The organism is Halomonas sp. BC2 (assembly GCF_002078115.1).
Taxonomy (GTDB): Bacteria; Pseudomonadota; Gammaproteobacteria; order Pseudomonadales; family Halomonadaceae; genus Vreelandella; species Vreelandella stevensii.
This window is the reverse complement of record NZ_LFGT01000016.1, coordinates 110,638-133,357: the sequence shown is the minus strand read 5'-3', so window position 1 is coordinate 133,357 and position 22,720 is coordinate 110,638. Positions and strand designations below refer to the sequence as shown.

18 protein-coding genes, 2 tRNA genes and 2 pseudogenes are annotated in these 22,720 nt (G+C 61.2%); 10 read left to right on the top strand and 12 right to left on the bottom strand.

Annotation, left to right across the window (positions count from 1 at the left end):
• Positions 1-84: 84 nt before the first annotated feature.
• The 10 genes and pseudogenes from B7L71_RS17360 (at position 85) to B7L71_RS11500 (ending at position 10,970) form a co-directional block, all read left to right on the top strand.
• On the top strand, positions 85-261 hold the full coding sequence (locus B7L71_RS17360; protein WP_016915939.1) for a hypothetical protein: 177 nt from the start codon (positions 85-87) through the stop codon (positions 259-261).
• Positions 251-3,196: an ATP-binding protein gene (locus B7L71_RS11535; protein WP_081138066.1), complete on the top strand. Its 2,946-nt coding sequence runs from the start codon at positions 251-253 to the stop codon at positions 3,194-3,196. Before B7L71_RS17360 ends, B7L71_RS11535 begins: the two co-directional genes overlap by 11 nt.
• Positions 3,197-3,198: 2 nt before the next feature.
• Positions 3,199-3,438 (top strand): annotated as a pseudogene (locus B7L71_RS18040) (hypothetical protein); the annotation flags it as partial.
• A gap of 177 nt (positions 3,439-3,615) precedes the next feature.
• Positions 3,616-4,560, top strand: a pseudogene (locus B7L71_RS11530) (sigma-54 interaction domain-containing protein); the annotation flags it as partial.
• Between the two features lie 821 nt (positions 4,561-5,381).
• Positions 5,382-6,767, top strand: a complete 1,386-nt coding sequence (gene pcnB / locus B7L71_RS11525) for a polynucleotide adenylyltransferase PcnB (RefSeq protein ID WP_026001952.1) — start codon at positions 5,382-5,384, stop codon at positions 6,765-6,767.
• Complete coding sequence (gene folK / locus B7L71_RS11520; RefSeq protein WP_016915935.1) at positions 6,764-7,288, top strand: 2-amino-4-hydroxy-6-hydroxymethyldihydropteridine diphosphokinase; 525 nt, start codon at positions 6,764-6,766, stop codon at positions 7,286-7,288. Before pcnB ends, folK begins: the two co-directional genes overlap by 4 nt.
• A gap of 147 nt (positions 7,289-7,435) precedes the next feature.
• Complete coding sequence (gene panB, locus B7L71_RS11515; protein ID WP_016915934.1) at positions 7,436-8,227, top strand: 3-methyl-2-oxobutanoate hydroxymethyltransferase; 792 nt, start codon at positions 7,436-7,438, stop codon at positions 8,225-8,227.
• A gap of 21 nt (positions 8,228-8,248) precedes the next feature.
• Positions 8,249-9,109, top strand: coding sequence for a pantoate--beta-alanine ligase (gene panC / locus B7L71_RS11510; RefSeq protein WP_081138064.1), 861 nt, complete (start codon positions 8,249-8,251; stop codon positions 9,107-9,109).
• Between the two features lie 32 nt (positions 9,110-9,141).
• Positions 9,142-9,522, top strand: coding sequence for an aspartate 1-decarboxylase (gene panD, locus B7L71_RS11505; protein ID WP_016915932.1), 381 nt, complete (start codon positions 9,142-9,144; stop codon positions 9,520-9,522).
• A 269-nt stretch (positions 9,523-9,791) separates the two neighbouring features.
• Positions 9,792-10,970: an acetyl-CoA C-acetyltransferase gene (locus tag B7L71_RS11500; protein ID WP_081138062.1), complete on the top strand. Its 1,179-nt coding sequence runs from the start codon at positions 9,792-9,794 to the stop codon at positions 10,968-10,970.
• Positions 10,971-11,033: 63 nt separating this feature from the next.
• Here B7L71_RS11500 and B7L71_RS11495 read toward each other — a convergent pair whose 3' ends face one another.
• The 12 genes from B7L71_RS11495 to tpiA all read right to left on the bottom strand — a co-directional run bounded on the left by B7L71_RS11495 (position 11,034) and on the right by tpiA (position 22,672).
• On the bottom strand, positions 11,034-12,203 hold the full coding sequence (locus tag B7L71_RS11495; RefSeq protein WP_081138060.1) for an MFS transporter: 1,170 nt from the start codon (positions 12,201-12,203) through the stop codon (positions 11,034-11,036).
• A 119-nt stretch (positions 12,204-12,322) separates the two neighbouring features.
• On the bottom strand, positions 12,323-14,485 hold the full coding sequence (gene pnp, locus B7L71_RS11490; RefSeq protein ID WP_081138058.1) for a polyribonucleotide nucleotidyltransferase: 2,163 nt from the start codon (positions 14,483-14,485) through the stop codon (positions 12,323-12,325).
• A gap of 137 nt (positions 14,486-14,622) precedes the next feature.
• Complete coding sequence (rpsO, locus tag B7L71_RS11485) at positions 14,623-14,892, bottom strand: 30S ribosomal protein S15 (protein WP_016915928.1); 270 nt, start codon at positions 14,890-14,892, stop codon at positions 14,623-14,625.
• A 117-nt stretch (positions 14,893-15,009) separates the two neighbouring features.
• Positions 15,010-15,930, bottom strand: a complete 921-nt coding sequence (gene truB, locus B7L71_RS11480) for a tRNA pseudouridine(55) synthase TruB (RefSeq protein WP_081138056.1) — start codon at positions 15,928-15,930, stop codon at positions 15,010-15,012.
• Positions 15,930-16,343 (bottom strand): 30S ribosome-binding factor RbfA, encoded by a 414-nt coding sequence (gene rbfA / locus B7L71_RS11475; protein WP_016915926.1) that lies wholly within the window; start codon positions 16,341-16,343, stop codon positions 15,930-15,932. The genes truB and rbfA overlap by 1 nt, the downstream gene beginning before the upstream one ends.
• 17 nt (positions 16,344-16,360) lie before the next feature.
• Complete coding sequence (gene infB, locus B7L71_RS11470) at positions 16,361-18,901, bottom strand: translation initiation factor IF-2 (protein WP_081138054.1); 2,541 nt, start codon at positions 18,899-18,901, stop codon at positions 16,361-16,363.
• Positions 18,902-18,928: 27 nt separating this feature from the next.
• Positions 18,929-20,443, bottom strand: a complete 1,515-nt coding sequence (gene nusA, locus B7L71_RS11465; RefSeq protein ID WP_081138053.1) for a transcription termination factor NusA — start codon at positions 20,441-20,443, stop codon at positions 18,929-18,931.
• Between the two features lie 68 nt (positions 20,444-20,511).
• Entirely contained in the window at positions 20,512-20,973 is a 462-nt protein-coding gene (gene rimP, locus B7L71_RS11460; RefSeq protein WP_081138051.1) for a ribosome maturation factor RimP, read from the bottom strand.
• 282 nt (positions 20,974-21,255) lie between these two features.
• Positions 21,256-21,332, bottom strand: a tRNA-Met gene (locus B7L71_RS11455).
• A gap of 109 nt (positions 21,333-21,441) precedes the next feature.
• Positions 21,442-21,528 (bottom strand) — tRNA-Leu (locus B7L71_RS11450).
• 30 nt (positions 21,529-21,558) lie between these two features.
• Positions 21,559-21,918, bottom strand: coding sequence for a preprotein translocase subunit SecG (gene secG, locus B7L71_RS11445; RefSeq protein WP_081138050.1), 360 nt, complete (start codon positions 21,916-21,918; stop codon positions 21,559-21,561).
• Between the two features lie 4 nt (positions 21,919-21,922).
• On the bottom strand, positions 21,923-22,672 hold the full coding sequence (gene tpiA / locus B7L71_RS11440) for a triose-phosphate isomerase (RefSeq protein ID WP_016915921.1): 750 nt from the start codon (positions 22,670-22,672) through the stop codon (positions 21,923-21,925).
• Positions 22,673-22,720 lie beyond the last annotated feature (48 nt).

The window sequence follows — 22,720 nt, the reverse complement described above, 5'->3', positions numbered from 1 at the left end:
CTCAGCTGCAGTGGGCCATTGCCCACTGGTCGCCCGAGCGCCTGACGCCCCACGCCCACCGGCCCACGCCCGAGGAGCCCTGACATGTACGTTTACCGCATCATGCTGTTTCTGGTGTTTGGCGGCTATCTGCTGTCGCCTCTGTTCATGAACGGCTGGGGCGACCCGGACACGGCCTGGTATCGCCCTTTCGCCATCTGGGGTGGTCTGATCGCCCTGACCCTATGGCTCGAACAGAAGAGGAAACTGGATGAGCGTTGAGCTAGCGGGGGTTGCCCTGCTGGGCCTGGGCTATCTTGGCCTGCTGCTGGCCTGCGGCATGGCCGTCGAGCGCGGCTGGGTCCCTATCCGGGTCACGCGTCACCCCATGGTCTACACCCTGGCGCTAGGGGTCTATGCCAGCGCCTGGGCGGTCTACGGCAGCGTCGAGATGGCTTCCAAGGCCGGTTTCGGCTACCTGGCCTACTACCTGGGCGCGGCCGGTGCCTTCTTGCTGGCACCGGTACTGCTGGTGCCCATCCAGCGTATCACCCGCACTTACCAGCTCTCATCTCTGGCCGACCTGTTTGCGTTCCGCTATCGGTCACGCTGGGCCGGTACGCTGGTCACGCTGCTGAGCCTGGCGGCCGTCCTGCCCTTGCTGGGCATTCAGGTGCAGACTCTCAGCGACACCATTGCGCTGCTCTCGGGTAGCCATTACAGCGGGGGCGTCACGCTGCTGCTCTGCGCCGCCATCGCTGCCTGCGCGGTGCTGTTTGGTGCCCGCCATAGCCACCGCCAGCGCCACGATACGCTGCTGACCGTGATTGCCTTCGAATCGGTGATCAAGCTGCTGGCCATGCTGGGGCTTGGCGTGATTGCGCTGTGGTGGGTGTTCGATGGCCCCCAGGACCTGCAGCGCTGGCTGGAAGGCCCGGGGGCCGCCGTGCAGGCCGCTACCCCGCAGCTGGAAGCGCCCCAATGGAGAACCTTGCTGCTGCTGTTTTTTGCCGCCGCCTTCATGATGCCGCACCTGTTTCAAATCACCTTCGCCGAAAGCCTCTCACGGCACACCCTGCTTCAGGCCAGCTGGTCACTGCCACTGTTTCTGCTGCTGATGGCGCTGCCCGTCCCGCTGATCTTATGGGCAGCCCAATCGACCCAGTCCGACGTTCCCGTCGCGGCCTACGCCGCCTATCTGATGACCGAGCATTGGTGGGTCGGTGCGCTGGCCTTCATCGGCGGCCTGGCCGCAGCCAGCGGTACCATGATGATGATTGCGCTGGCGCTGTCGGGCATGGTGCTGAATCACCTGGTGCTCGTAGCCCGGCCGCCGGAAGCGCGCAGCGACCTCTATGGCTGGCTGCTGTGGCTACGTCGCGCGTTGGTGGTCGCGGTGATTGCCGGTGGCTGGTTGTTCGCCGAAAGCCTGGGCCGCTATCACTCCCTCACCAGCCTAGGGCTGGCCGCCTTCGTGGGCATGGCCCAGTGCCTGCCGGGCATGCTGGCACTGCTCTACTGGCCCGGCGCCAATCGCAAGGGCACCCTGGCGGGATTGGTCGGCGGTATCGTCATCTGGCTGTGGGGGCTTTGGCTGCCCCTGCTGCTCAACACCCCGCTGCCCGCCCTGCCCTTCACCCCGCTGATGAGCGCCGATGACCCTGCCTGGTTCAGCGTCACGCTGGTCTCGCTGGCCATCAATATCGTTCTGCTGATGGTGGTATCGCTGTTCACGCGCATGTCCGAAGGCGAAAGCTCGTCTGCCGAGGCCTGCTCGGTGGACGCGGTCATCCGTTCCAAGCGCCTGCCGCTGGAGGCCGCCACCGCCGGTGATTTCACCGCGCACCTGGCCCAGGCGCTGGGCGAGGAAGCCGCTGGCCGTGAGGTCAGCCGCGCCCTGAAGGCGCTCAACCTGACACCCCAGGAGCGCCGCCCCTACGCACTGCGTCGCCTGCGTGATCGTATCCAGGCCAACTTGTCCGGGCTCATGGGGCCTTCGGTGGCGCGCGACATCGTGGACCGCTACCTGCCCTATCGCCACGACGATGCGCCGGTCACCGACGACATTCACTTCGTCGAAAGCCGCCTGGAAGCCTACCGTTCACGACTGACCGGGCTGGCCCGCGAACTGGACGGTCTGCGCCGCCACCACCGCCAGACGCTGGCGTATCTCCCCGTCGGGCTTTGCGTACTGGGTGACGACGACGAACTCCTGATGTGGAATCAGGCGCTGTCGCAGCTCTCGGGTATCAGTGGAGACAGCGTGATCGGCTCACGCCGCGACAGCCTGCCCGCACCCTGGCCGGAACTGCTGGGCAGCGTACTGGAAGCAGACCAGACCCCGCTTTACAAACAGGCCGTCTCGCTGCACGGCAAGGATTACTTTCTCACCCTGCATAAAGCGGTTCTGAGTGGCCATGACAGCCGTGGCGGCAGCGTGGTGCTGGTCGAAGACCACACCGAAATGAAGTGGCTGGAAGAGGAACTCGTGCACGCCGCGCGGCTGGCCTCGATTGGCCAACTGGCCGCCGGCGTGGCCCATGAGATCGGCAATCCGATTACCGGCATCTCATCGCTGGCCCAAAACCTGCGCTACGACACCGAAGACCCAGCACTGCTGGAAACCGCCGACCAGATCCAACAGCTGACCCAGCGCGTGACCCGCATCGTCAACTCGCTGGTCGGCTTTGCCCATGGCGGCCGAGCGGCCCTGCCTCAGCCCGCCGCCCCGGTCGCCCTGGCCAGCGTCAGCGACGATGCCTTGCACTTGATCCACCTGGCCCGCTCAGGGGAGGATGTGCGCTTTACCAATGCGTGCGCGGATGACATTGTGGTGCGTGGTGACGCCCAGCGGCTGACCCAGGTGATGGTCAACCTGCTGAGCAATGCCAAGGATGCCTGTGCCCCGCAAGGCAGCGTGGTGATCGAGGCTGGCCGCCAGACCAACCACGCCTGGTGGCGCGTGACCGACGACGGTCACGGCATCGACGACAGCGTCAAACACCGGCTGTTCGAACCGTTCACCACCACGAAACCGGCAGGCGAAGGTACCGGGCTTGGGTTATCGTTGGCGTATCAAATCATCAATGAGCACCAAGGCAACATAGAAGTGGCTTCGCCACCTCCCGGACAGCCTCGCGGCACGGCCATCACGCTATGGCTCCCGCTTTACCGACAGGATGATCACTTGCCCCATGCCCCGGATACTGATTGTTGAAGATGAAGCGATTATTCGCAGCGCCCTCAAGCGCCTGCTGGAGCGTCATGACTATCGCGTCAGCGAGGCCGCCAGCGTCGAGGAAGCCCGCGAGCTCCCCCCCCAGCGACTTCGATCTGGTGATCAGCGATCTGCGCCTGCCTGGGGAACCGGGCACGGCGCTGATCGCCCTGGCCGCCCCGGCCCCGGTGCTCATCATGACCAGCTATGCCAGCATGCGCTCGGCGGTGGATGCCTTGAAGCAGGGCGCCGTAGATTACGTGGCCAAGCCCTTTGACCATACCGAACTGCTGGAAACCGTCGAGCGCATTCTGCACAAGCAATCCATGCAGCAGGGTACTCCCCCGGACATCACCGACGATGGCGGTGGCAGGCAGACGATGATCGGTGATTGCAGCGCCATGCAGCAGGTCTATACGCGCATTCGCAAAACGGCGCCCGCCGATGTGACCGTGCTGATCCAGGGCGAGTCCGGCACCGGCAAGGAGCTGGTCGCCCGCGCCATTCATCAACAAAGCAAGCGTGCCAAGGCACCGTTGATCTGCGTGAACTGCGCGGCGATCCCCGAAACTCTGATCGAGTCCGAACTGTTTGGCCATGAAAAGGGAGCCTTTACCGGCGCCAGCGCCGCCCGCACCGGGTTGGTGGAAGCCGCGGACGGCGGGACGCTGTTTCTGGATGAAATTGGTGAACTGCCGCTGGACGCCCAAGCCAGGCTCTTGCGGGTGCTGCAAGAGGGCGAGATCCGCAAGATTGGCTCGGTCGAAACACGCCACGTGGATGTGCGCCTGATTGCCGCCACCCACCGGGACCTGCGCGCCCTCTCCAGGAGCGGCGAATTCCGGCTCGACCTCTACTACCGCCTGAACGTCATGCAGATTGCCCTGCCGCCGCTGCGGGAGCGCGAGGATGACGTGCTGAAGATTGCCGACATTCTGCTGGAGAAAGCGTGCAAGCGACATGAGCGGCCGGGGCTGAGGCTTTCACGGGCGGCACGCCAGGACCTGCGCGACTACCCATGGCCCGGTAACGTGCGCGAGCTGGAAAATGCCCTGGAGCGCGGCGTCATTCTGGCCGAGGGGCATCTGATCCATCCTGACGACCTAGGGCTTGGTCCAGTGACCAATCGCCCGGCGCCGTCCCCCACCGCCAGCGTCACACCCACGGCTCCTGCCAGCGACGGTGAACCGGAACCCAACGAGGACGACCTCTCTCTGGAGGACTATTTTCAGCACTTCGTGCTGGAGCATCAGGACCAGATGAGCGAAACGGAGCTGGCACAGAAGCTGGGCATCAGCCGCAAGAACCTCTGGGAAAGGCGTCAACGGCTAGGGATTCCCCGTAAAAAAACGACACGCCGATAAACTTAAGTCGACAATAAGACTAACGTCCAATAGATTGATTTGCATAAGAATTATCCAAAAACCGTTACCCCTTCACTGTTACCTTCCCACACAACGACTCGGCAAAAAGGGCAATTTCGGGGTAACACTTCCTGTGCGGATAAGTTCCCTGGCCCGCCTTTAAAACGCCAAGCCCATGAAAAATAAACGCTATCTGATAGGTGGCACAGCGAGTGCAATATTACTCAGCAAGAAGAACAAACTGGGCCACGCGGCAGTCGCTAACAAAAACAACATGACGCCGCCCCCACCTGAGCCACAACAAGAACAACAGGGCCAGGTAGAGATAACGGTACTAACAAGAACAACAGGCTCGAGTCTCACTACTTGTAAGCACAGGGTTTGCAAACACGGCGCAGACCCTGATGTGACAACAAAAACAACAGCAACCTACAAGTGCCCAAATAAGGACGCGACGTACACAAAAAGCTGCACCCCAACAACAATAACAGCAGCATAGGTGTACACCCCCGGAGCCAATAACAACTCGCCGGGAGAGAAAAGTTCGCGGTTGGATTATTGTTTTGAATACGAGGCGGTCGGAATCAGAGTGGTTCTTACGCCTACCGACTGCGGTGCGTATTCAGGGCGATGTGCCATCATGAATAAAAACAGCAGCATGGATGCTGATTGTCTGCTTAGTAGGGGGAGGCTCATGTAGCCTCCCCTTTCCGCATTTGTCACCTGTTACCGCCCAAACGCTACCTCGGCGCTTTGCAAGCTATCGGGGGTCGGATACACTCAACGCCTTGATCGATACCCCTGCGAGTCGATATCGCCGCATGTTTAAAGGATTTACCCGTTTATTACATCGTCCGGGAGAGCACTTGAAATCACTGCTCGATTCCCCAGAGAGCGCTGACAACGCGCTCAGCCCACGTATTATTCCGCGCTCCGAGCATCCCGTTTCTCGTAAGCAAATCAGTGAAGCCGCGCTGAAGGTGCTCTATCGCCTCAATGGCGCTGGCTACGATGCCTACCTGGTGGGTGGCTGCATTCGTGATGCGCTGCTGGGCAAGATGCCCAAGGATTTCGACGTGGCCACCAACGCCACGCCGGAGCAGGTGCGTGATCTGTTTCGTAACTCGCGCCTGATCGGCCGTCGCTTCCGCATCGTACATGTGCGCTTTGGTCGTGAGGTCATCGAGGTGACCACCTTCCGCGGCAAGCCGCAGGACGAGCACGGCGACCACATTGCCCATCAGTCCGACGATGGCCTGCTGCTGCGCGACAACGTGTGGGGCAGTATCGAGGAGGATGCGCTACGGCGTGACTTCACGGTCAACGCGCTCTATTACAACATTGCCGACTTCACCATTCACGACTTCGCCAACGGCGCACAGGACATTGACTCACGCACTCTGCGCCTGATCGGTGACCCTGCCACGCGCTACCGGGAAGACCCGGTGAGGATGCTGCGGGCGGTCCGCTTTGCCGCCAAGCTCGATTTCACCATCGAGCCGGCCACCGAAGCGCCGATGTACGACCTTGCTCCGCTGCTGCTGAACATTCCTCCGGCACGCTTGTTCGACGAAGTGCTTAAGCTGTTCATGTCCGGCCATGGGCTGATTACCTTCCGCCTGCTGAGCCACTACAACCTGTTCGGCATGCTCTTCCCGGAAGCCGAAGAGGCCATGGCCGATGCCGCCTGGGCAGAGGAGTTGATCGAGCAAGCGCTGATCAATACCGACAAGCGTATTGCCGAAGATCGCCCGGTCACGCCCGCGTTTCTGCTGGCGGCGTTCCTGTGGGCACCGGTGGTGCATCGTCAGGCAGAACTCGAACGCGATGGCATGCCCCCAGTGCCCGCGCTGCAAAACGCCGCCCAGCAGGTCGTCTCACGCCAGTTGCAGCACACGTCGATTCCCAAGCGTTTCGGTATTCCCATGCGGGAAATCTGGGAGCTGCAATCGCGTCTGCCCATGCGGCGGGGCAAGCGCGCCTTCCAGACCCGCGAGCATCCACGTTTTCGGGCAGCCTACGACCTGCTGTTGCTCCGTGAGCAGGCGGGCGAGATCCCGCGTGGCCTGGGCGACTGGTGGACGGCCTTCCAAAAAGGTGACGAACACGAACAGCTGCGCCTGCTGCAAAAAGTCGGCAGCGACCCGGCAAGCCAGGGCGACCGGCGGCGCAAGAAAAAGCGTAAATCTCGCAAGGGCGAAGCGTGAGCCCGGTACGCGCCTATATTGGCCTGGGCAGCAATCTGGACGACCCCAAGGGGCAGCTCATTCGGGCCCTGGAGGCGCTGGCCGAGCTGCCCCTGTGCCAGATGCAGGGCCACTCCTCGCTCTACGCCACCCCGCCGATAGGCCCTCAGGACCAGCCTGACTTCATCAATGCCGTGGCCTGCCTGGAGACCCGCCTCTCGCCGCTGGCCCTGCTGGATCAGCTGCAGGCGCTCGAGCAGCGCCATCGGCGGCGGCGTTTGCGCCACTGGGGGGCCCGCACCTTGGACCTGGACCTGCTGCTCTATGGGTCACAGCACTGCCAATGGCCGCGCTTGACCGTGCCCCATGCGCAAATGCACTTGCGCGCCTTCGTACTGGTGCCGCTGGCAGAGCTTGCCAGCACGCTGGAGCCATCGCTCACCCTACATGGGCAGCCGCTCGACCAGTGGGCATCGACACTTCCGCTGGACGACATCCGTCGCTTACCCAATACGGCCGCCCCCTCGACGGCTAGCGTCTGACACAAATCTCGACACCATGCCCGCATTCAGGTGACAATTGCCGGTTAAACCCCTTCGCACACGCAGGGATGCCGCGATAATAACGGTCGAGCAGCGCTGACGTTCAGCCATGCCCTTGACCCCATGAAGAAACAACGAGAGCACGCCATGAAAACCGTTACCCTGAGCACGCTACAAGCCTATAAGCGCGCCGGCGAAACGTTCAGTTGCCTGACCGCCTACGATGCCTCTTTTGCTCACGCCGCCAGCGCCGCTGGTGTCGATGTGCTGCTGGTCGGTGATTCGTTGGGCATGGTGCTGCAAGGTCACAGCAGCACGCTCCCCGTCACCATCGACGATATCTGTTACCACACCCGCTGTGCCGCGCGGGGCAAGGGCCATAGCCTGCTCATGGTCGACCTGCCCTTCATGAGTAATGCCACTACCGCCCAACTGTTACAGGATGGCGCAGCGCTGATGCGTGCCGGTGCCGAGCTGGTCAAGGTGGAAGGCGAAGCCTGGATGGCCGACGGCATTCGCGAACTGACGCGCCGGGGCGTGCCGGTATGTGCCCACCTGGGTCTGACCCCGCAAACCGTTTATCAGTTGGGCGGCTATAAGGTGCAGGGCCGCGAGGCCGAGCAGGCAGCGCAGATCATCGAGGATGCCAGGGTACTGGTAGAGGCCGGTGCGTCAGTCATTCTGCTCGAATGCGTGCCTGCCAGCCTTGGCAAAGCCGTCACCGAAGCGCTGGATGTGCCCGTCATCGGCATTGGCGCAGGGCCGGATACCGATGGACAGATTCTGGTGATGCACGATGTACTGGGGGTTACCCATGGCCGCACGCCGCGTTTCGTGAAGAACTTCATGAGCGAGGCCAGCTCCATTCAAGGGGCCTTCGAAGCGTACCATCAGGCGGTCAAGCACCGCACTTTCCCCGCCACGGAACACTGCTTCTAAGCGAGTCATTGCGAATTTCCTATGCGCACTTTGCGAGATATCAACGAGCTACGCGCCATGCTGCGCGAATATCGGCGCCAGGGGCAGCGTATTGCGCTGGTGCCCACCATGGGCAACCTGCATGCCGGTCACCTGGCTCTGGTGGCCACCGCCCGGCAGCACGCGGACGTGGTGGTCTCCAGCCTGTTCGTCAACCCGATGCAGTTTGGCCCGGGTGAAGACCTGGATGCCTACCCGCGCACCTTCGAGGCGGACCAGGCCCAGCTCACCGAGGCGGGCTGCCATGTTCTGTTCGCCCCCACGGTGAGCGCGCTCTACCCCAATGGCCTGGCGGCACAAACCCGTGTCCACGTACCGGTGGTAGGCGAAGGGCTGTGCGGCGGGTCACGCCCTGGGCACTTCGATGGCGTCTCGACGGTGGTCAGCATGCTGTTCCACCTGGTTCAGCCCGATGTCGCCTGCTTTGGCGAAAAGGACTATCAGCAGCTGGCGGTGATCCGCAAGCTGGTCGCCGACCTGCACATGCCCATCGAGATTCTGGGCGTGCCCATCGTGCGTGCCGAGGACGGTCTGGCCCTGTCATCGCGCAATGGCTACCTCAGTGCCGAAGAGCGCGCCCAGGCGCCTGCGCTATATCGCACGCTGTGCGCATTACGCGAGGCGCTGGGGCAAGGCGAACCCACCGAACAGGTACTACAACGCGGCAAGGCTGCGCTGTATGATGCCGGCTTTACGCCCGACTATCTGGAGCTGCGTGACACCGCACTCGGCCCGGTCACGCCGTCCACCCACCAGGCCGTTCTGCTGGCAGCTGCCAAACTCGGCCCGGCACGGCTTATCGATAACATCAGTGTGCAGCTACCCAAAGCTGCCCAGGGCTAGCCGTCGGGCTGGCTCGTCATCCAGGAGTTTTCATGCATACCATCATGCTCAAGGCCAAGCTGCACATGGCCCGCGTCACCCACGCCGTGCTCAACTACGAAGGCTCCTGCGCCATCGACGGCGAGCTGCTGGACATGGCCGGGATCCGCGAAAACGAACAGATCCAGATCTACAACGTGGAGAACGGCGAGCGCTTCACCACCTACGCCATTCGCGGCGAGGAAGGCTCACGGCTGATCTCCATCAACGGCGCGGCGGCGCATTTGGCCTCGCCTGGGCACCGCATCATCATCTGCAGCTACGCCCACTACTCCGAAGCCGAAGTGGAGCAGCACCAGCCCGCGCTGGTCTACCTGCAGGAAGGCAACCACGTCAGCCACACCAGCAATGCCATACCGGTACAGCTGGCGTAAGACGCATGCATTGAGAAACGACAGTTCAGAAACGATGTTTCCAGCGGGCCGTTGATCGGCCCGTTTTTATTTGCCAAAAAAAGCGTATTGCCGCAATGCACAACCTTCCCCTATGCTGGTAGCCAAGCCTGACACGACACGCAGTAACGTCGCTAACAACAAGAGATAGGCGGCACGTCTATCTGCGATGCATCTATCTGCGATGAATTTATCTGCGATGAATTTATCTGCGATAGAAACGATGCAACACTCACTCAAGGAGTCAATGTATGCAAGACGTGGTCATTGTGGCGGCTCGCCGCACAGCTATAGGCTCATTTGGCGGTTCACTTGCCGGCATTCCTGCCAGCGACCTGGGCGCACTGGTCATCAAAGACATCATGGCATCGACGGGCGTGGCTCCTGAACAGATCGATGAAGTGCTGCTGGGTCAGGTACTGACCGCAGGCGTCGGCCAAAACCCCGCTCGCCAGGCCGCCATCAAGGCAGGCCTGCCAGAGAGCGTGCCGGCCATGACCATCAACAAGGTCTGTGGCTCCGGCCTCAAGGCGCTGCACCTGGCCACTCAGGCCATTCGCTGTGGCGATGCCGAGATCATCCTGGCAGGCGGCCAGGAAAACATGTCAGCCTCCCCGCACATCCTGCCGAATTCGCGTAACGGCCAGCGCATGGGCGACTGGAAAGCCATCGATTCCATGGTCCACGACGGCCTGTGGGACGCGTTCAACAACTACCACATGGGCATCACCGCCGAAAACCTGGCCGAAAAATACGCCATCACCCGGGAAGAGATGGACGAATTTGCCGCCGCTTCGCAGCAAAAAGCCGCCGCCGCCATCAAAGAGGGCAAGTTCAAAGGCCAGATCGTGCCGGTGGAAGTCCCCCAGCGTAAAGGCGACCCGGTGGTTTTTGATACTGACGAAAACCCGCGCGAAGTGTCTGCCGACAAGCTGGGCGGCATGCGCCCTGCCTTCAAGAAAGAGGGCACCGTGACAGCCGGCAACGCTTCATCGCTCAACGATGGTGCTGCCGTGGTCATGCTCTGCTCCGCTGAAAAAGCCAAAGAGCTGGGCCTGGAGCCGCTGGCACGCATTGCCGCATATGCCAATGCAGGGGTCGACCCGGCCATCATGGGCATCGGCCCGGCACCGGCTACCCGCCGCTGCCTGGAAAAAGCGGGCTGGAGCCTGGATGACCTGGACCTGGTCGAAGCCAACGAAGCCTTCGCGGCTCAGGCGCTGTCGGTCAACAAGGAGCTGGGCTGGGATACCTCGAAGGTCAACGTCAACGGCGGCGCCATTGCCATTGGCCACCCCATCGGTGCCTCCGGCTGCCGCGTGCTGGTCACGCTGCTCCACGAAATGATCGCCCGCGATGCCAAAAAAGGCCTGGCCACCCTGTGTATCGGTGGCGGGCAAGGGGTGGCGCTGGCCATCGAGCGCGCCTGATACCGCGCTCTCGCGCCGTGATGACTGCCCCCGCACACGCGGGGGCATTTTTTTGCCTGACGGCTAGCGGTTCTTTTCCCCCACGATGCGCGCGGGGGTGCGCCATACCAGCAGCATCCCCAGCAGGAACAGCCCTGCCGATGCCCACATGGTCACCGGCAGGCTGGTGCTGTCCACCACCTGACCGCCCACCATGGCGCCCAGGCCAATCGACATATTGAAGACAAACGCCATCAGCGCCGTGGCGGCTTCGGTATTGGGGGCCGTGCGCAGAATCCAGGTCTGGATGCTGACCGAAACGCTGCCAAACACGGCGCCCCACAGCATCAGCAGCAGCACACCGCTGGTCGGTTGCACGCCCAGCAGCGGAAACAGCCCGACTACCACCAGCAGCAGGCTGGGGATGACCAACACCGCCCGATAAGGATGGCGCCCGGCAAAAGCCCCTGCGGCGATATTGCCCAGAATGCCTGCCGCCCCATAGAGCAGCAGCAGGCTGCCTACATGCCGCTGGGCCACGCCGCTGATCTCCTGCAGGATTGGGCTGATAAAGGTGTACGCCACGAAGTGCCCAACCACCACCAGACCGGTGGTCAGCACGGCGACCCGAACGCCTCGGTTTTGCAGCTGCTGCGCCAGCATGCGCAATCGCACCGGCTCCCGGGGTGGAAGCGGCGGCAACCACACCCATAGCGCCACGGCGGTGAGCAGGCTCAAGCCGCCAAGGGCGCCGAAGGCCACCCGCCAGTGGCTGGCATCCCCCAGCAGTGTCCCCAAAGGCACGCCCAGCACCGAGGCTGCTGCCACGCCCCCGAAGATGATGGTCATGGCACGGGCCACCTGATGCGCCGGCACCAGGCGCGGCGCAATGCTGCCAGCAATGGCCCAGAAACCGCCAATACTCATCCCCACCAGCACCCTGGCGGCCAGGAGAAAGATAAAGGTCGTGGCCAGGGCCGACAGCAGGCTGCCAATGACCATCACCACCATCATCAGCGTCAGCATGATGCGGCGGTCCAGACGGCCGACGGCCACCGGCAGCAAGGGGGCGGAAAACGCCGCCACTACTCCCGGCACGGTAACCATCAATCCGGCCATGCCGGGGGTCACGCCCATGTCTGCGGCAACCTGCGAGAGCAGCCCAATGGGCAGCTGCTCGGCGGTTACCAGTAAAAAGATGCCGATCATCACGGCGACCACCGCCCACCAGCGCGGTGACTCCTGCTGCTCCATGCTGCTTCCTCTGTATGGGTCTATCAAAATACGTGGGGCTTCAAATATGCGGGGCTACCAAACGACACCGCCCCCACAGCCAGGGGCTGCAGGGGCGGTGGTCATACGCGGGTGGCCGATTAGCCTGCGATATCCGCCTCGGCAGCGGCAAACGCGGCCTTCTCTTCCTCGGTGATCTCTTTGATCGAGAGCTTCACGCGGTTGCGGTTGTCGATATCCAGCACCTTCACGACGACGTCGTCACCTTCGTTGAGGAAATCGCGCACGTTGTTGACGCGCTCGGCGACGATTTGCGAGATATGCACCAGGCCATCGGTACCCGGCATGATGTTCACGAAAGCACCGAAGTCGGCGATGCGCACGACCTTGCCCTGGTAGAGCTTGCCGATTTCCGCTTCTGCCGTGATGGCCAGTACGGTATCGATGGCCTTCTTGGCCGCCGCCTTGTCTTCGGCATAGATGCGCACGGTGCCGTCGTCATCGAGGTCGATGGACGCGCCGGTGTCTTCGCAAATCTTGCGGATGGTAGCGCCGCCCTTGCCGATGACGTCACGGATCTTGTCCGGATCGATCTTGATGGTGGCCATGGAAGGCGCATTCTCGGAGACGTCGGTACGGCTTTGGCTGATCACGGCGTTCATCTGCGCCAGGATACCGATACGCGCATCGTGAGCCTGCTGCAGCGCGGTTTCCATGATCTCTTCGTTGATGCCTTCGATCTTGATGTCCATCTGCAGGGCCGTAACACCCTCTTCAGAACCCGCTACCTTGAAGTCCATGTCGCCCAAGTGGTCTTCGTCACCCAGGATGTCGGTCAGCACCGCGTAGCCGTCTTCGTCCTTGACGAGACCCATGGCAATACCCGCCACCGGGGCTTTCAGCGGAACGCCTGCATCCATCAGCGCCAGCGAGGAGCCACAAACCGAGGCCATGGAGCTGGAACCATTGGATTCGGTGATTTCCGACACCACGCGAATGGTGTAGGGGAAATCTTCTTCGGAGGGCAGCATGGCCTGGACGCCACGACGAGCCAAACGGCCGTGACCGATTTCACGACGCTTCGGGCCACCCATGAAGCCTGCTTCACCCACCGAGTAGGGAGGGAAGTTGTAGTGCAGCATGAAGCGGTCTTTACGCTCGCCTTCCAGCGACTCGATCAGCTGCGAGTCGCGCAGCGTGCCCAGTGTCGCCACGGCGATGGCCTGGGTTTCGCCACGGGTGAAGATGGCCGAGCCGTGAGTCTTGGGCAGCACACCGACTTCGATGGCCAGCGGGCGCACGGTGACGTTGTCGCGGCCGTCGATGCGCGGCTCGCCCTTGACGACGCGAGAGCGCACCACGCGCTTCTCCAGCGCCGCAAAGGCCCCCTTGACGTCATCGGCACTGAACTTGCCTTCCGAGGAGTCGCCTTCTTCAGCTGCCAGCTGGGCCAGAGCAGCCTCTTTCAGCTCGGCCAGCGCATCCTGACGCGCCATCTTGTCGGTAATGCGGTACGCATCGCCCACTTTGGCTTCGAACGCGTCGGCCATGGCGGTTTTCAGCGCCACGTTTTCGGCGGGCGGCTGCCAGTCCCAGCGCGGCTTGCCTGCTTCAGCGGCCAGTTCCTTGATGGCGTTGACCGCCACCTGCATCTCCTGGTGGCCGAACAGTACGGCACCCAGCATTTCGTCTTCCAGCAGTTCCTGAGCTTCCGACTCCACCATCAGCACGGCGTTTTCGGTACCGGCCACCACCATGTCCAGCTCAGAGGTAGTCAGCTCTTCGACGGTGGGGTTCAGGAAGTAGCCCTGCTCTTCGTTGAAGCCAACGCGCGCAGCGCCAATCGGGCCATTGAACGGAACGCCTGAGATGCTCAGCGCTGCCGAGGTGCCCAGCATGGCCGCAATATCCGGATCATGGTTGCGGTCAGTCGACAGAACGGTACAGATCACCTGCACTTCGTTCATGAAGCCCTTGGGGAACAGCGGGCGAATGGGGCGGTCGATCAGCCGTGACGTGAGGGTCTCTTTCTCGGTGGGGCGACCTTCACGCTTGAAGAAGCCGCCAGGAATCTTGCCGACCGCGTAGGTCTTTTCCTGGTAGTGCACCGAAAGCGGGAAGAAGGATTGGGCGGGATTGACGTCTTTCTTCGCTACCACCGTACACAGTACGACGGTCTCGTCCATGGTGACCATGACGGCACCAGTGGCCTGGCGAGCGATACGCCCAGTTTCGAGGGTGACGGTGCTACGACCGTATTGGAACGTTTTCTTGACCGGATTCACGGCGACTTCCTTTAACATTAATAGCTACTTGTCTTTTCGCTTGGGTCGTTTTGACTCGCCACCATTCTAGGCGTTGACGCGGCTGACGGCTACCTCAAACAAAAAAACGGGCAGCTCGCAAGGAGCTGCCCGTTTTGAATCGTTGCCGTGACTGCTTAGCGACGCAGACCCAGTTTCTGGATCAGAGACTGATAGCGCTCGAAATCCTTACGCTTCAGGTAGTCCAGCAGCTTACGACGCTGGTTTACCATGCGGATCAGACCACGACGAGAGTGGTGATCCTGCTTGTTGGTCTTGAAGTGGTCCTGCAGGCCATTGATGTTGGCGCTCAGCAGTGCAACCTGCACTTCAGGGGAACCGGTGTCGTTGTCGCCGCGGCCGTATTCGTTGACGATTTCGGCCTTTTTCTCAGCGGTTAATGCCATCTGTCTCTCCAGTAAGCAATATGCCTAAAATGAATGGGTGAGACCACGCATATTTGCAGTCTCAAGCTGCTATTTTCGCGCAAATCGCCGCATCCTTGCAACGTTTTCACGGCGAAATTACGAACGAGCGACCGTACTCAACAGTCGCTTGGGAGCCACTTCCTGCGGCCCTTTTACAACGCCAAGACCGATAAAGGTCTCGGCGTGATAAAGTCGTGCCAGCGCATCTGCTGCCAACTCGCCACTGGCCAGCTGCACCGACTGCCCGTGGGCCAGCCTGTCATAGGCAACATCGTCCACGCTGAGCGATGGCAGGTGATCCACCAGCACATCGACGGGCATCAGTTCCGCCTCGCGATGGGCCTGACTTGCCAGCGCTTCCAGCGCCTCCAGGGTCCACATGGCGTCGCCATCGAAGGGGCCGGTCTTGAGCCTGCGCAGTTGACTGATGTGGGCACCACACCCCAGCGCCAGGCCAATGTCTTCGGCCAGGGTTCGGATGTAGGTTCCCTTGCTGCAACTAACTTCCAGCTCGAAGGCATGACCCTCGAACGCCAGCAGGCGCGCATCATACACGCTAACCCGCCGTGCTGCACGTTCAACCTGCTTGCCCTCGCGCGCCAGCTCGTAGAGCTTCTTGCCCTGGTGCTTCAACGCCGAATACATGGGCGGCACCTGGTCGATCTCGCCACGAAAGCGGACCAGCACGGCCTCCACATCCTCGGCGGTGAAGCTTGGCACCTCACGCCGCTCGATGACGTTACCCTCGGCATCGCCGGTGTCGGTGATCACGCCCAGCTCGACCCGGGTGCGATACATCTTGTCGGCTTCCAGCAGGTGTGCGGAAAACTTGGTGGCTTCCCCCAGGCAAATGGGCAGCAGGCCCGTTGCCATGGGGTCCAGCGTGCCGGTATGCCCGGCTTTCTGCGCCTCGAACAGACGGCGCACACGCTGGAGTGCATGGTTGCTGGAAATGCCCTTGGGCTTGTCCAGCAGCACCACGCCATTCACCGGTAATCCGCGACGGCGACGAGCCATTAGCGCGTCTCCTCACCCTGGGCGTCGGTGTCGTCCTCGTCATCTGATTGGCGGGCACGGTCGGTAGAGACCGCCTCGTCGATCAGCGATGAGAGGTGCTGGCCACGCACCACGCTTTCATCGTAATGAAAACGCAGCTCGGGCACGTGGCGCAGCTTGATGCGCTTGGCAATCTGGCTTCTCAGAAACCCCGAGGCGCGCTTGAGCACCTGCAGGTTTTCCTTGATACGCTCGGGCTCCTGTTCACCCAGCAGGGTGACATAGATATCGGCGTAGCCCAGGTCACGGCTGACGGCAGCGCCGCTCACCGTGATCATGCCAAGACGCGGGTCTTTTACTTCCCGCTGGATCAGTACCGCCAGCTCCTTCTGGAGCTGGTCGGCTACCCGGTCGGTACGCTTGAATTCGCGCATGTTGACTCCTCGCTGCCTTACAGGCTGCGCTCGACCTTCACTTGGTCAAAGACTTCGATCTTGTCGCCGACCTGAACATCGTTGTAGTTCTTCACGCCGATGCCACACTCCATGCCGTTACGCACTTCCTGTACGTCGTCCTTGAAGCGGCGCAGCGATTCGAGTTCGCCTTCGTAGATGACCACGTTGTCACGCAGAACGCGGATACGCTTGCTGCGGGAAACCGTGCCTTCGACGACCATACAGCCAGCCACCGCACCGATCTTCGGCGCGCGGAAGACGTCACGTACTTCGGCCACGCCCACGATCTCTTCTTTCCACTCGGGAGCAAGCATACCGCTCATCGCCTGCTTGACCTCGTCGATCAGCTGGTAGATGACGCTGTAGTAGCGCAGATCCAGACCTTCACGCTCGATGATCTCACGGGCTGCGGCATCGGCACGTACGTTGAAGCCGACCACGATGGCTTCCGACGCCAGCGCCAGATTGGCGTCGGTTCCGGTAATACCACCCACGCCGGAGGAGACCACCGCCACTTGCACTTCGTCGGTGGAGAGCTCTTCCAGAGCGCCCTTGATGGCTTCCAGTGACCCCTGAACGTCGGCTTTGAGGACGATGTTGACCTTGGCCACTTCGTCCTGGCCCATCTGGCTGAACATGTTCTCCAGCTTGGCTTTCTGCTGACGCGCCAGGCGCACTTCGCGGTATTTGCCTTGACGGAAGTTGGCCACTTCACGGGCTTTCTTCTCGTCGGCCACGACCATGAAGTCGTCACCGGCATCCGGCGTGCCGTCGAGACCCTGGATCTCGACCGGCATGGCGGGGCCAGCGGTATCGACCTGTTGACCCAGCTCATTGGTCAGCGCACGAACGCGACCATAGTGCAGGCCTGCCAGCACGATATCACCCTTCTTCAGCGTACCGTTCTGAACCAGCACGGTAGCCACCGGGCCACGGCCTTTGTCCAAGCGAGACTCGACAACGACACCTTTGCCAGGCGCCGACGGAACGGCCGTCAGCTCAAGCACTTCGGAGGCCAGCTGGATCGCTTCCAGCAGGTCTTCCATGCCTTCGCCGGTTTTGGCGGACACGTGAACAAACTGCGTGTCACCGCCCCACTCTTCGGAGATCACGCCGTGCTGTGACAGCTCGTTACGAATGCGGTCGAAGTCCGCGCCCGTTTTATCGATCTTGTTCACCGCCACGACCATGGGCACTTCAGCCGCTTTGGAGTGCTCGATCGCTTCAACGGTTTGCGGCATCACGCCATCGTCGGCAGCCACGACCAGGATGACCACGTCGGTGGCTTTGGCACCACGAGCACGCATGGCGGTAAACGCCGCGTGACCGGGGGTATCCAGGAAGGTGACACCGCCGTGGTTGTCTTCCACATGGTAAGCACCGATGTGCTGGGTAATACCGCCCGCTTCGCCGGTGGCGACCTTGGCACGACGAATGTAGTCCAGCAGCGAGGTCTTACCGTGGTCAACGTGACCCATGACGGTCACCACGGGTGAGCGGGTGATCTCTTCGCCTTCGTAGGAGATGCCTTCCAGCATTTCCGTTTCCAGCGCGTCATCCTTCACCAGCTTGACCTTGTGACCCATCTCTTCCACGACGATCGCCGCAGTATCCTGGTCGATGGTCTGGTTGATGGTCACCGCCGCGCCCATGGTGAACATGGCCTTGATGACTTCGTTGGCCTTGATCGACATCTTGTCGGCCAGCTCGGCAACGCTGATCGATTCAGGGATCGAGACTTCACGCACGATCGGCTGAGTCGGCTTCTGGAAGCCGTGCTTGCCGTTGCCGCTCTGGCTTGCGCCGCCACGACGACCACCACGGCGCTCGGCACGCTTGACCTTCTTGCCGCCACCGCCACGCTTGCGCTCTTCGCGATCACCGCGATCGTCGTCATCGTCGCGGCCTTTTTTCTTGGCAGCGGTTTTCTTGGGCGGTGCCGTGCGACGGTCGGTACGGCCTTCCTTCGGCGGTGCAGGCGGCAGGTCTTCACCCGTCGGTGCATCGTCGATTTCCAGGTCAGGCACGGCGATGTCCGGCACTTCTGCCGCCTTGGCCTTGGCTTGCTCATCCGCTGCTTTGCGCGCTGCGTCTTCAGCCGCCTTGGCTTTTGCGGCAACGGCTTTCTCTGCCGCCGCCTGGGCTTCCTGCGCCTTGCGCTCGGCTTCCGCTTCGGCCATGTCGCCTACCAGCTGGCGCGGGCCAGAGTGCTGGGGCTCGGCGGCCTTGGGCTTCTCTTCTTCACGCTTGACGTAGGTCTTCTTCTTGCGCACCTGAACTTCGATGGTTTTACCGCGCTCGCCGGTCTTGATGCGGCTACGGGTTTTACGCGTCAGGGTGATGCGGTTCTTGCTTGGCTCGTTGTCGCTGCCGCCGTGGCTCTTCTTCAGAAAGCTCAGCAGCGTCTGCTTGTCTTCTTCAGATACGGCGTCACTTTCCGAGGCGTGCTGCAAACCGGCTTCTTTCATCTGTTCCAATAGGCGGGGCACATCGCGGCCCACCTTCACTGCAAAATCTTTAACTGTCATATCCGACATAGTGACCCTCCTCAGCCCGTGACCTGTTTACTGTGTGTTCGAATCCGATGTGTCGTCGGTTTCGAACCAGGGCGCACGGGCAGTCATGATCAGTGCCGCTGCGCGCGCTTCGTCCAACTCCTCGATATCGACCAGATCGTCGACAGACTGCTCGGCGAGATCTTCCATTGTGACAATGCCGCGGCTGGCGAGAATGAAGGCCAAGTGGCGCTCCATACCGTCCATTTCCAGCAGGTCATCCGCTGGTTGGGCACCGTCCAGCGCTTCTTCCGAGGCAATCGCCATCGTCAGCAGCTCGTCTTTTGCGCGTGCACGCAGCTCTTCCACCAGCTCTTCATCGAACTCTTCGATTTCGAGCATCTCTTCCAGCGGCACGTAAGCAACTTCTTCCAGGGTGGTGAACCCTTCTTCAACCAGCAGGCGGGCAACGTCTTCGTCCACTTCCAGGTGCTGAACGAACGTGTCCACCAGGCTGTCGATTTCCTGCTCGCGCTTGGATTCCGCCTCGTCTTCGGTCATGACGTTGATACGCCAGCCGGTCAACTCGGACGCCAGGCGCACGTTCTGGCCGCTGCGACCAATGGCCTGGGCCAGGTTGTCCTGGGCGACCGCCACGTCCATCGCGTGGGCGTCTTCGTCCACCAGAATAGACGCCACATCGGCAGGCGCCATGGCATTGATGACCAGCTGCGCCGGATTGTCATCCCACAGCACGATATCGACGCGCTCGTTCTGCAGTTCGGAAGAGACCGCCTGCACCCGCGAACCACGCATACCCACACAAGCGCCCACCGGGTCGATACGGCGGTCGTTGGTTTTTACCGCGATCTTGGCCCGAGAGCCGGGGTCGCGAGCCGCCCCTTTGATTTCGATCAGCTGCTCGGCGATTTCCGGCACCTCGATCTTGAACAGCTCCATGATGAACTCCGGGCAGGTACGCGACAGCTGCAGATGGGCACCACGAGCATCTGGGTCCACCTTGACCAGCAGCGCGCGCACTCGCTCGTTCATGCGGTAGCGCTCGCCGTGAATCATCTCGTTGCGCGGCAGGAACGCTTCGGCGTTCTCGCCCAGGTCGATGATCAGGCCATCACGGGTGGTTTTCTTGACGATACCGGCCACCAGCTCGCCTTCACGGTCTGCGTATTGACGCACGACCTCGGCACGCTCGGCTTCGCGCACTTTCTGGACGATGACCTGCTTGGCGGTTTGTGCGGCAATGCGGCCAAACACGGCGTTTTCGATCTTCTGCTCGACCACATCGCCCAGCGCCAGCGGCGGATCCCGCTGCTCGGCGATGCTCAGCTTGATTTCGTAGTCGGGCGTCTCGAACTCATCGTCTTCCACGACGGTCCAGTAGCGGAAGGTGTCGTAGTCGCCGGTTTTACGGTCGATACGCACCCGCACATTGGCTTCTTCCTGCTCGAAACGCTTGCGCGACGCGCTGGCCAGCGCGGCTTCGACCGCTTCGAAAATTACATCACGGGGGACGCCTTTTTCGTTGGAGATCGCGTCCACGACCATTAAGATTTCTTTACTCATGCGTATGCCTCGCCAGAAAACCTGTCCTTTTGTGCGTCGACCCGGCATCTACCGGAAGCCGCCACCCGTTATTCTTCGAACTGCGGGACAACGTGCGCAGCGTCAATGCTTTCAATGGGAAAGCAGTACTCCTCACCTTCCATTTGCAGCAGCACTTCATCCCCCTCGACCCCAGCCAGCAGCCCCTGGAACTTGCGCCGACCATCGAAAGCGAGACGTAGCTTTAGCGCCACCTGATGACCCTGGTAACGGGTGAAGTGGTCCAGAGAGTAAAGGGGGCGTGCCATACCGGGTGACGAGACTTCCAAGCGGTACTCGCCGGGAATCGGATCTTCCACATCCATCACGGCACTGACTTGACGGCTGATGTCGGCGCAATCTTCCACGCTGACACCGCTCTCGCGCTCGATATAAATGACCAGCCGCGAATGCTTGCCCTGGGAAACATGCTCGATGCCCCAAAGCTCGAAGCCCATGGCGGCAACGATGGGTTCGATAAGCGCATGAAGCGCAGCGTGTTTTGTGGCCACAGACAAAGCTCCTATAGCCGTTGCATCAGGCACCTGGCCAGGAGTCTTGATAAAAGCCAGGAGGCTGATTGGCATTACCTGGGAATGTGTCTCTGGCTACTGAACAACGTCCGCGCGTGAGACACTCTTGGCTCGCAAAAAAGCTACTAACAAAAAGCCCCTTCACAGGAAGGGGCTTTTCGAAAGAAACCTGTAATACCATTTTAGCAACATGCTGCGACTTTTCCGCTGCCTCGAAGCACATTGCGAACTGCTTCACGGCACTACAAGCTGCTAAATAAATGGTAGCGGGGACCGGATTTGAACCGATGACCTTCGGGTTATGAGCCCGACGAGCTACCAGACTGCTCCACCCCGCATCAATCTAGGTCGACGATAATAGACACTTAAACTACTGACGTCAAGTGCTGTTTTCGTCTCAGGTGCCAATCCTGATATTCTGGGAAGCTGGCAAACCAGCGAATCAGATGGTGCCGAAGGCGGGACTTGAACCCGCACGACCATACGGTCACTACCCCCTCAAGATAGCGTGTCTACCAATTCCACCACTTCGGCATCAGGGGAGGCTAAAGAAAAGGCGGCTGATTACTCTACGCTTTCCTCGAGCACTGGCGCGGTATTATCCATACTTGCAGGGCTGTCGTCAAGCGTAGGAATACTGCGCTGCTGCTCGATCAGGCGTGCGTCGGGAATCCCCGCTTCCGGTGTCTGGCCCGCCTGGGTGGCAAAGTATGCCAGCGCCATGGAGGTGACGAAGAAACCGGCTGCCAGCACACCCGTGGTGCGAGAAAGGAAGTTACCGCTACCCCGTGAGCCAAACACTGTTTGCGATGCGCCACCACCGAAGGCAGCCCCCGCTTCAGCGCCTTTACCCTGCTGAAGCAGGATGAGTACTACCAGGGCGACCGCAATCACCACATGAACCATAAGAATTGCAACTTGCATGGCGTTATCCTGCTGACTGACAAATGGCGTAGAAATCGTCGGTTTTAAGCGAGGCACCGCCCACCAAACCGCCGTCGATATCCGGCTGAGCAAGCAGCTCTGCCGCATTACTTGCATTCATGCTGCCGCCGTAAAGCAGTTTCAACTGCTCGGCCAGCGACGCATCGAATCCTGCCTGGTAGGCACGAATACCTGCCATGACTTCCTGAGCCTGCTCCGGCGAGGCCGTGCGCCCGGTACCAATGGCCCAAACAGGCTCGTAGGCAATCACCACCTGACGACGCTGCTCTGGTTCCAGTCGCGCCATGGCATAGCCCACCTGGCGCAGCACGACATCCATGGTCTGACCAGCGTCGCGCTCTTCAAGGGATTCACCAACACATAGAATCGGCGTCAAGCCGACATCCAGAGCGGCCACCAGGCGATTGAATACCTGCTCGTCGCTTTCACGGTAGAGCTGACGGCGCTCGGAGTGGCCCACCAGCACGTAGCCAACGCCAAACTCCTTGAGCATGCGGCCACTGACTTCACCGGTATGCGCCCCGGCGTGCTGAGGATTGAGCGTTTGCGCCCCCAGCTTCAGCGGCGTATCACCAAAGGCCTGACGCGCCATGTCCAGGTAAGGAAAGGGCGGAATAATCACCACCTCGACACCTTCCGGTAGCGTGGCGGAAGCAAACGTTTTACCAAACGACTCGATCAATGCCGCCGAACCGTTCATTTTCCAGTTACCGGCAATCAAGGGCGTGCGCATGGGTAATCCTCAATCCAGGTGGAGCGAAATGGTATAGGAGCCGCCTTG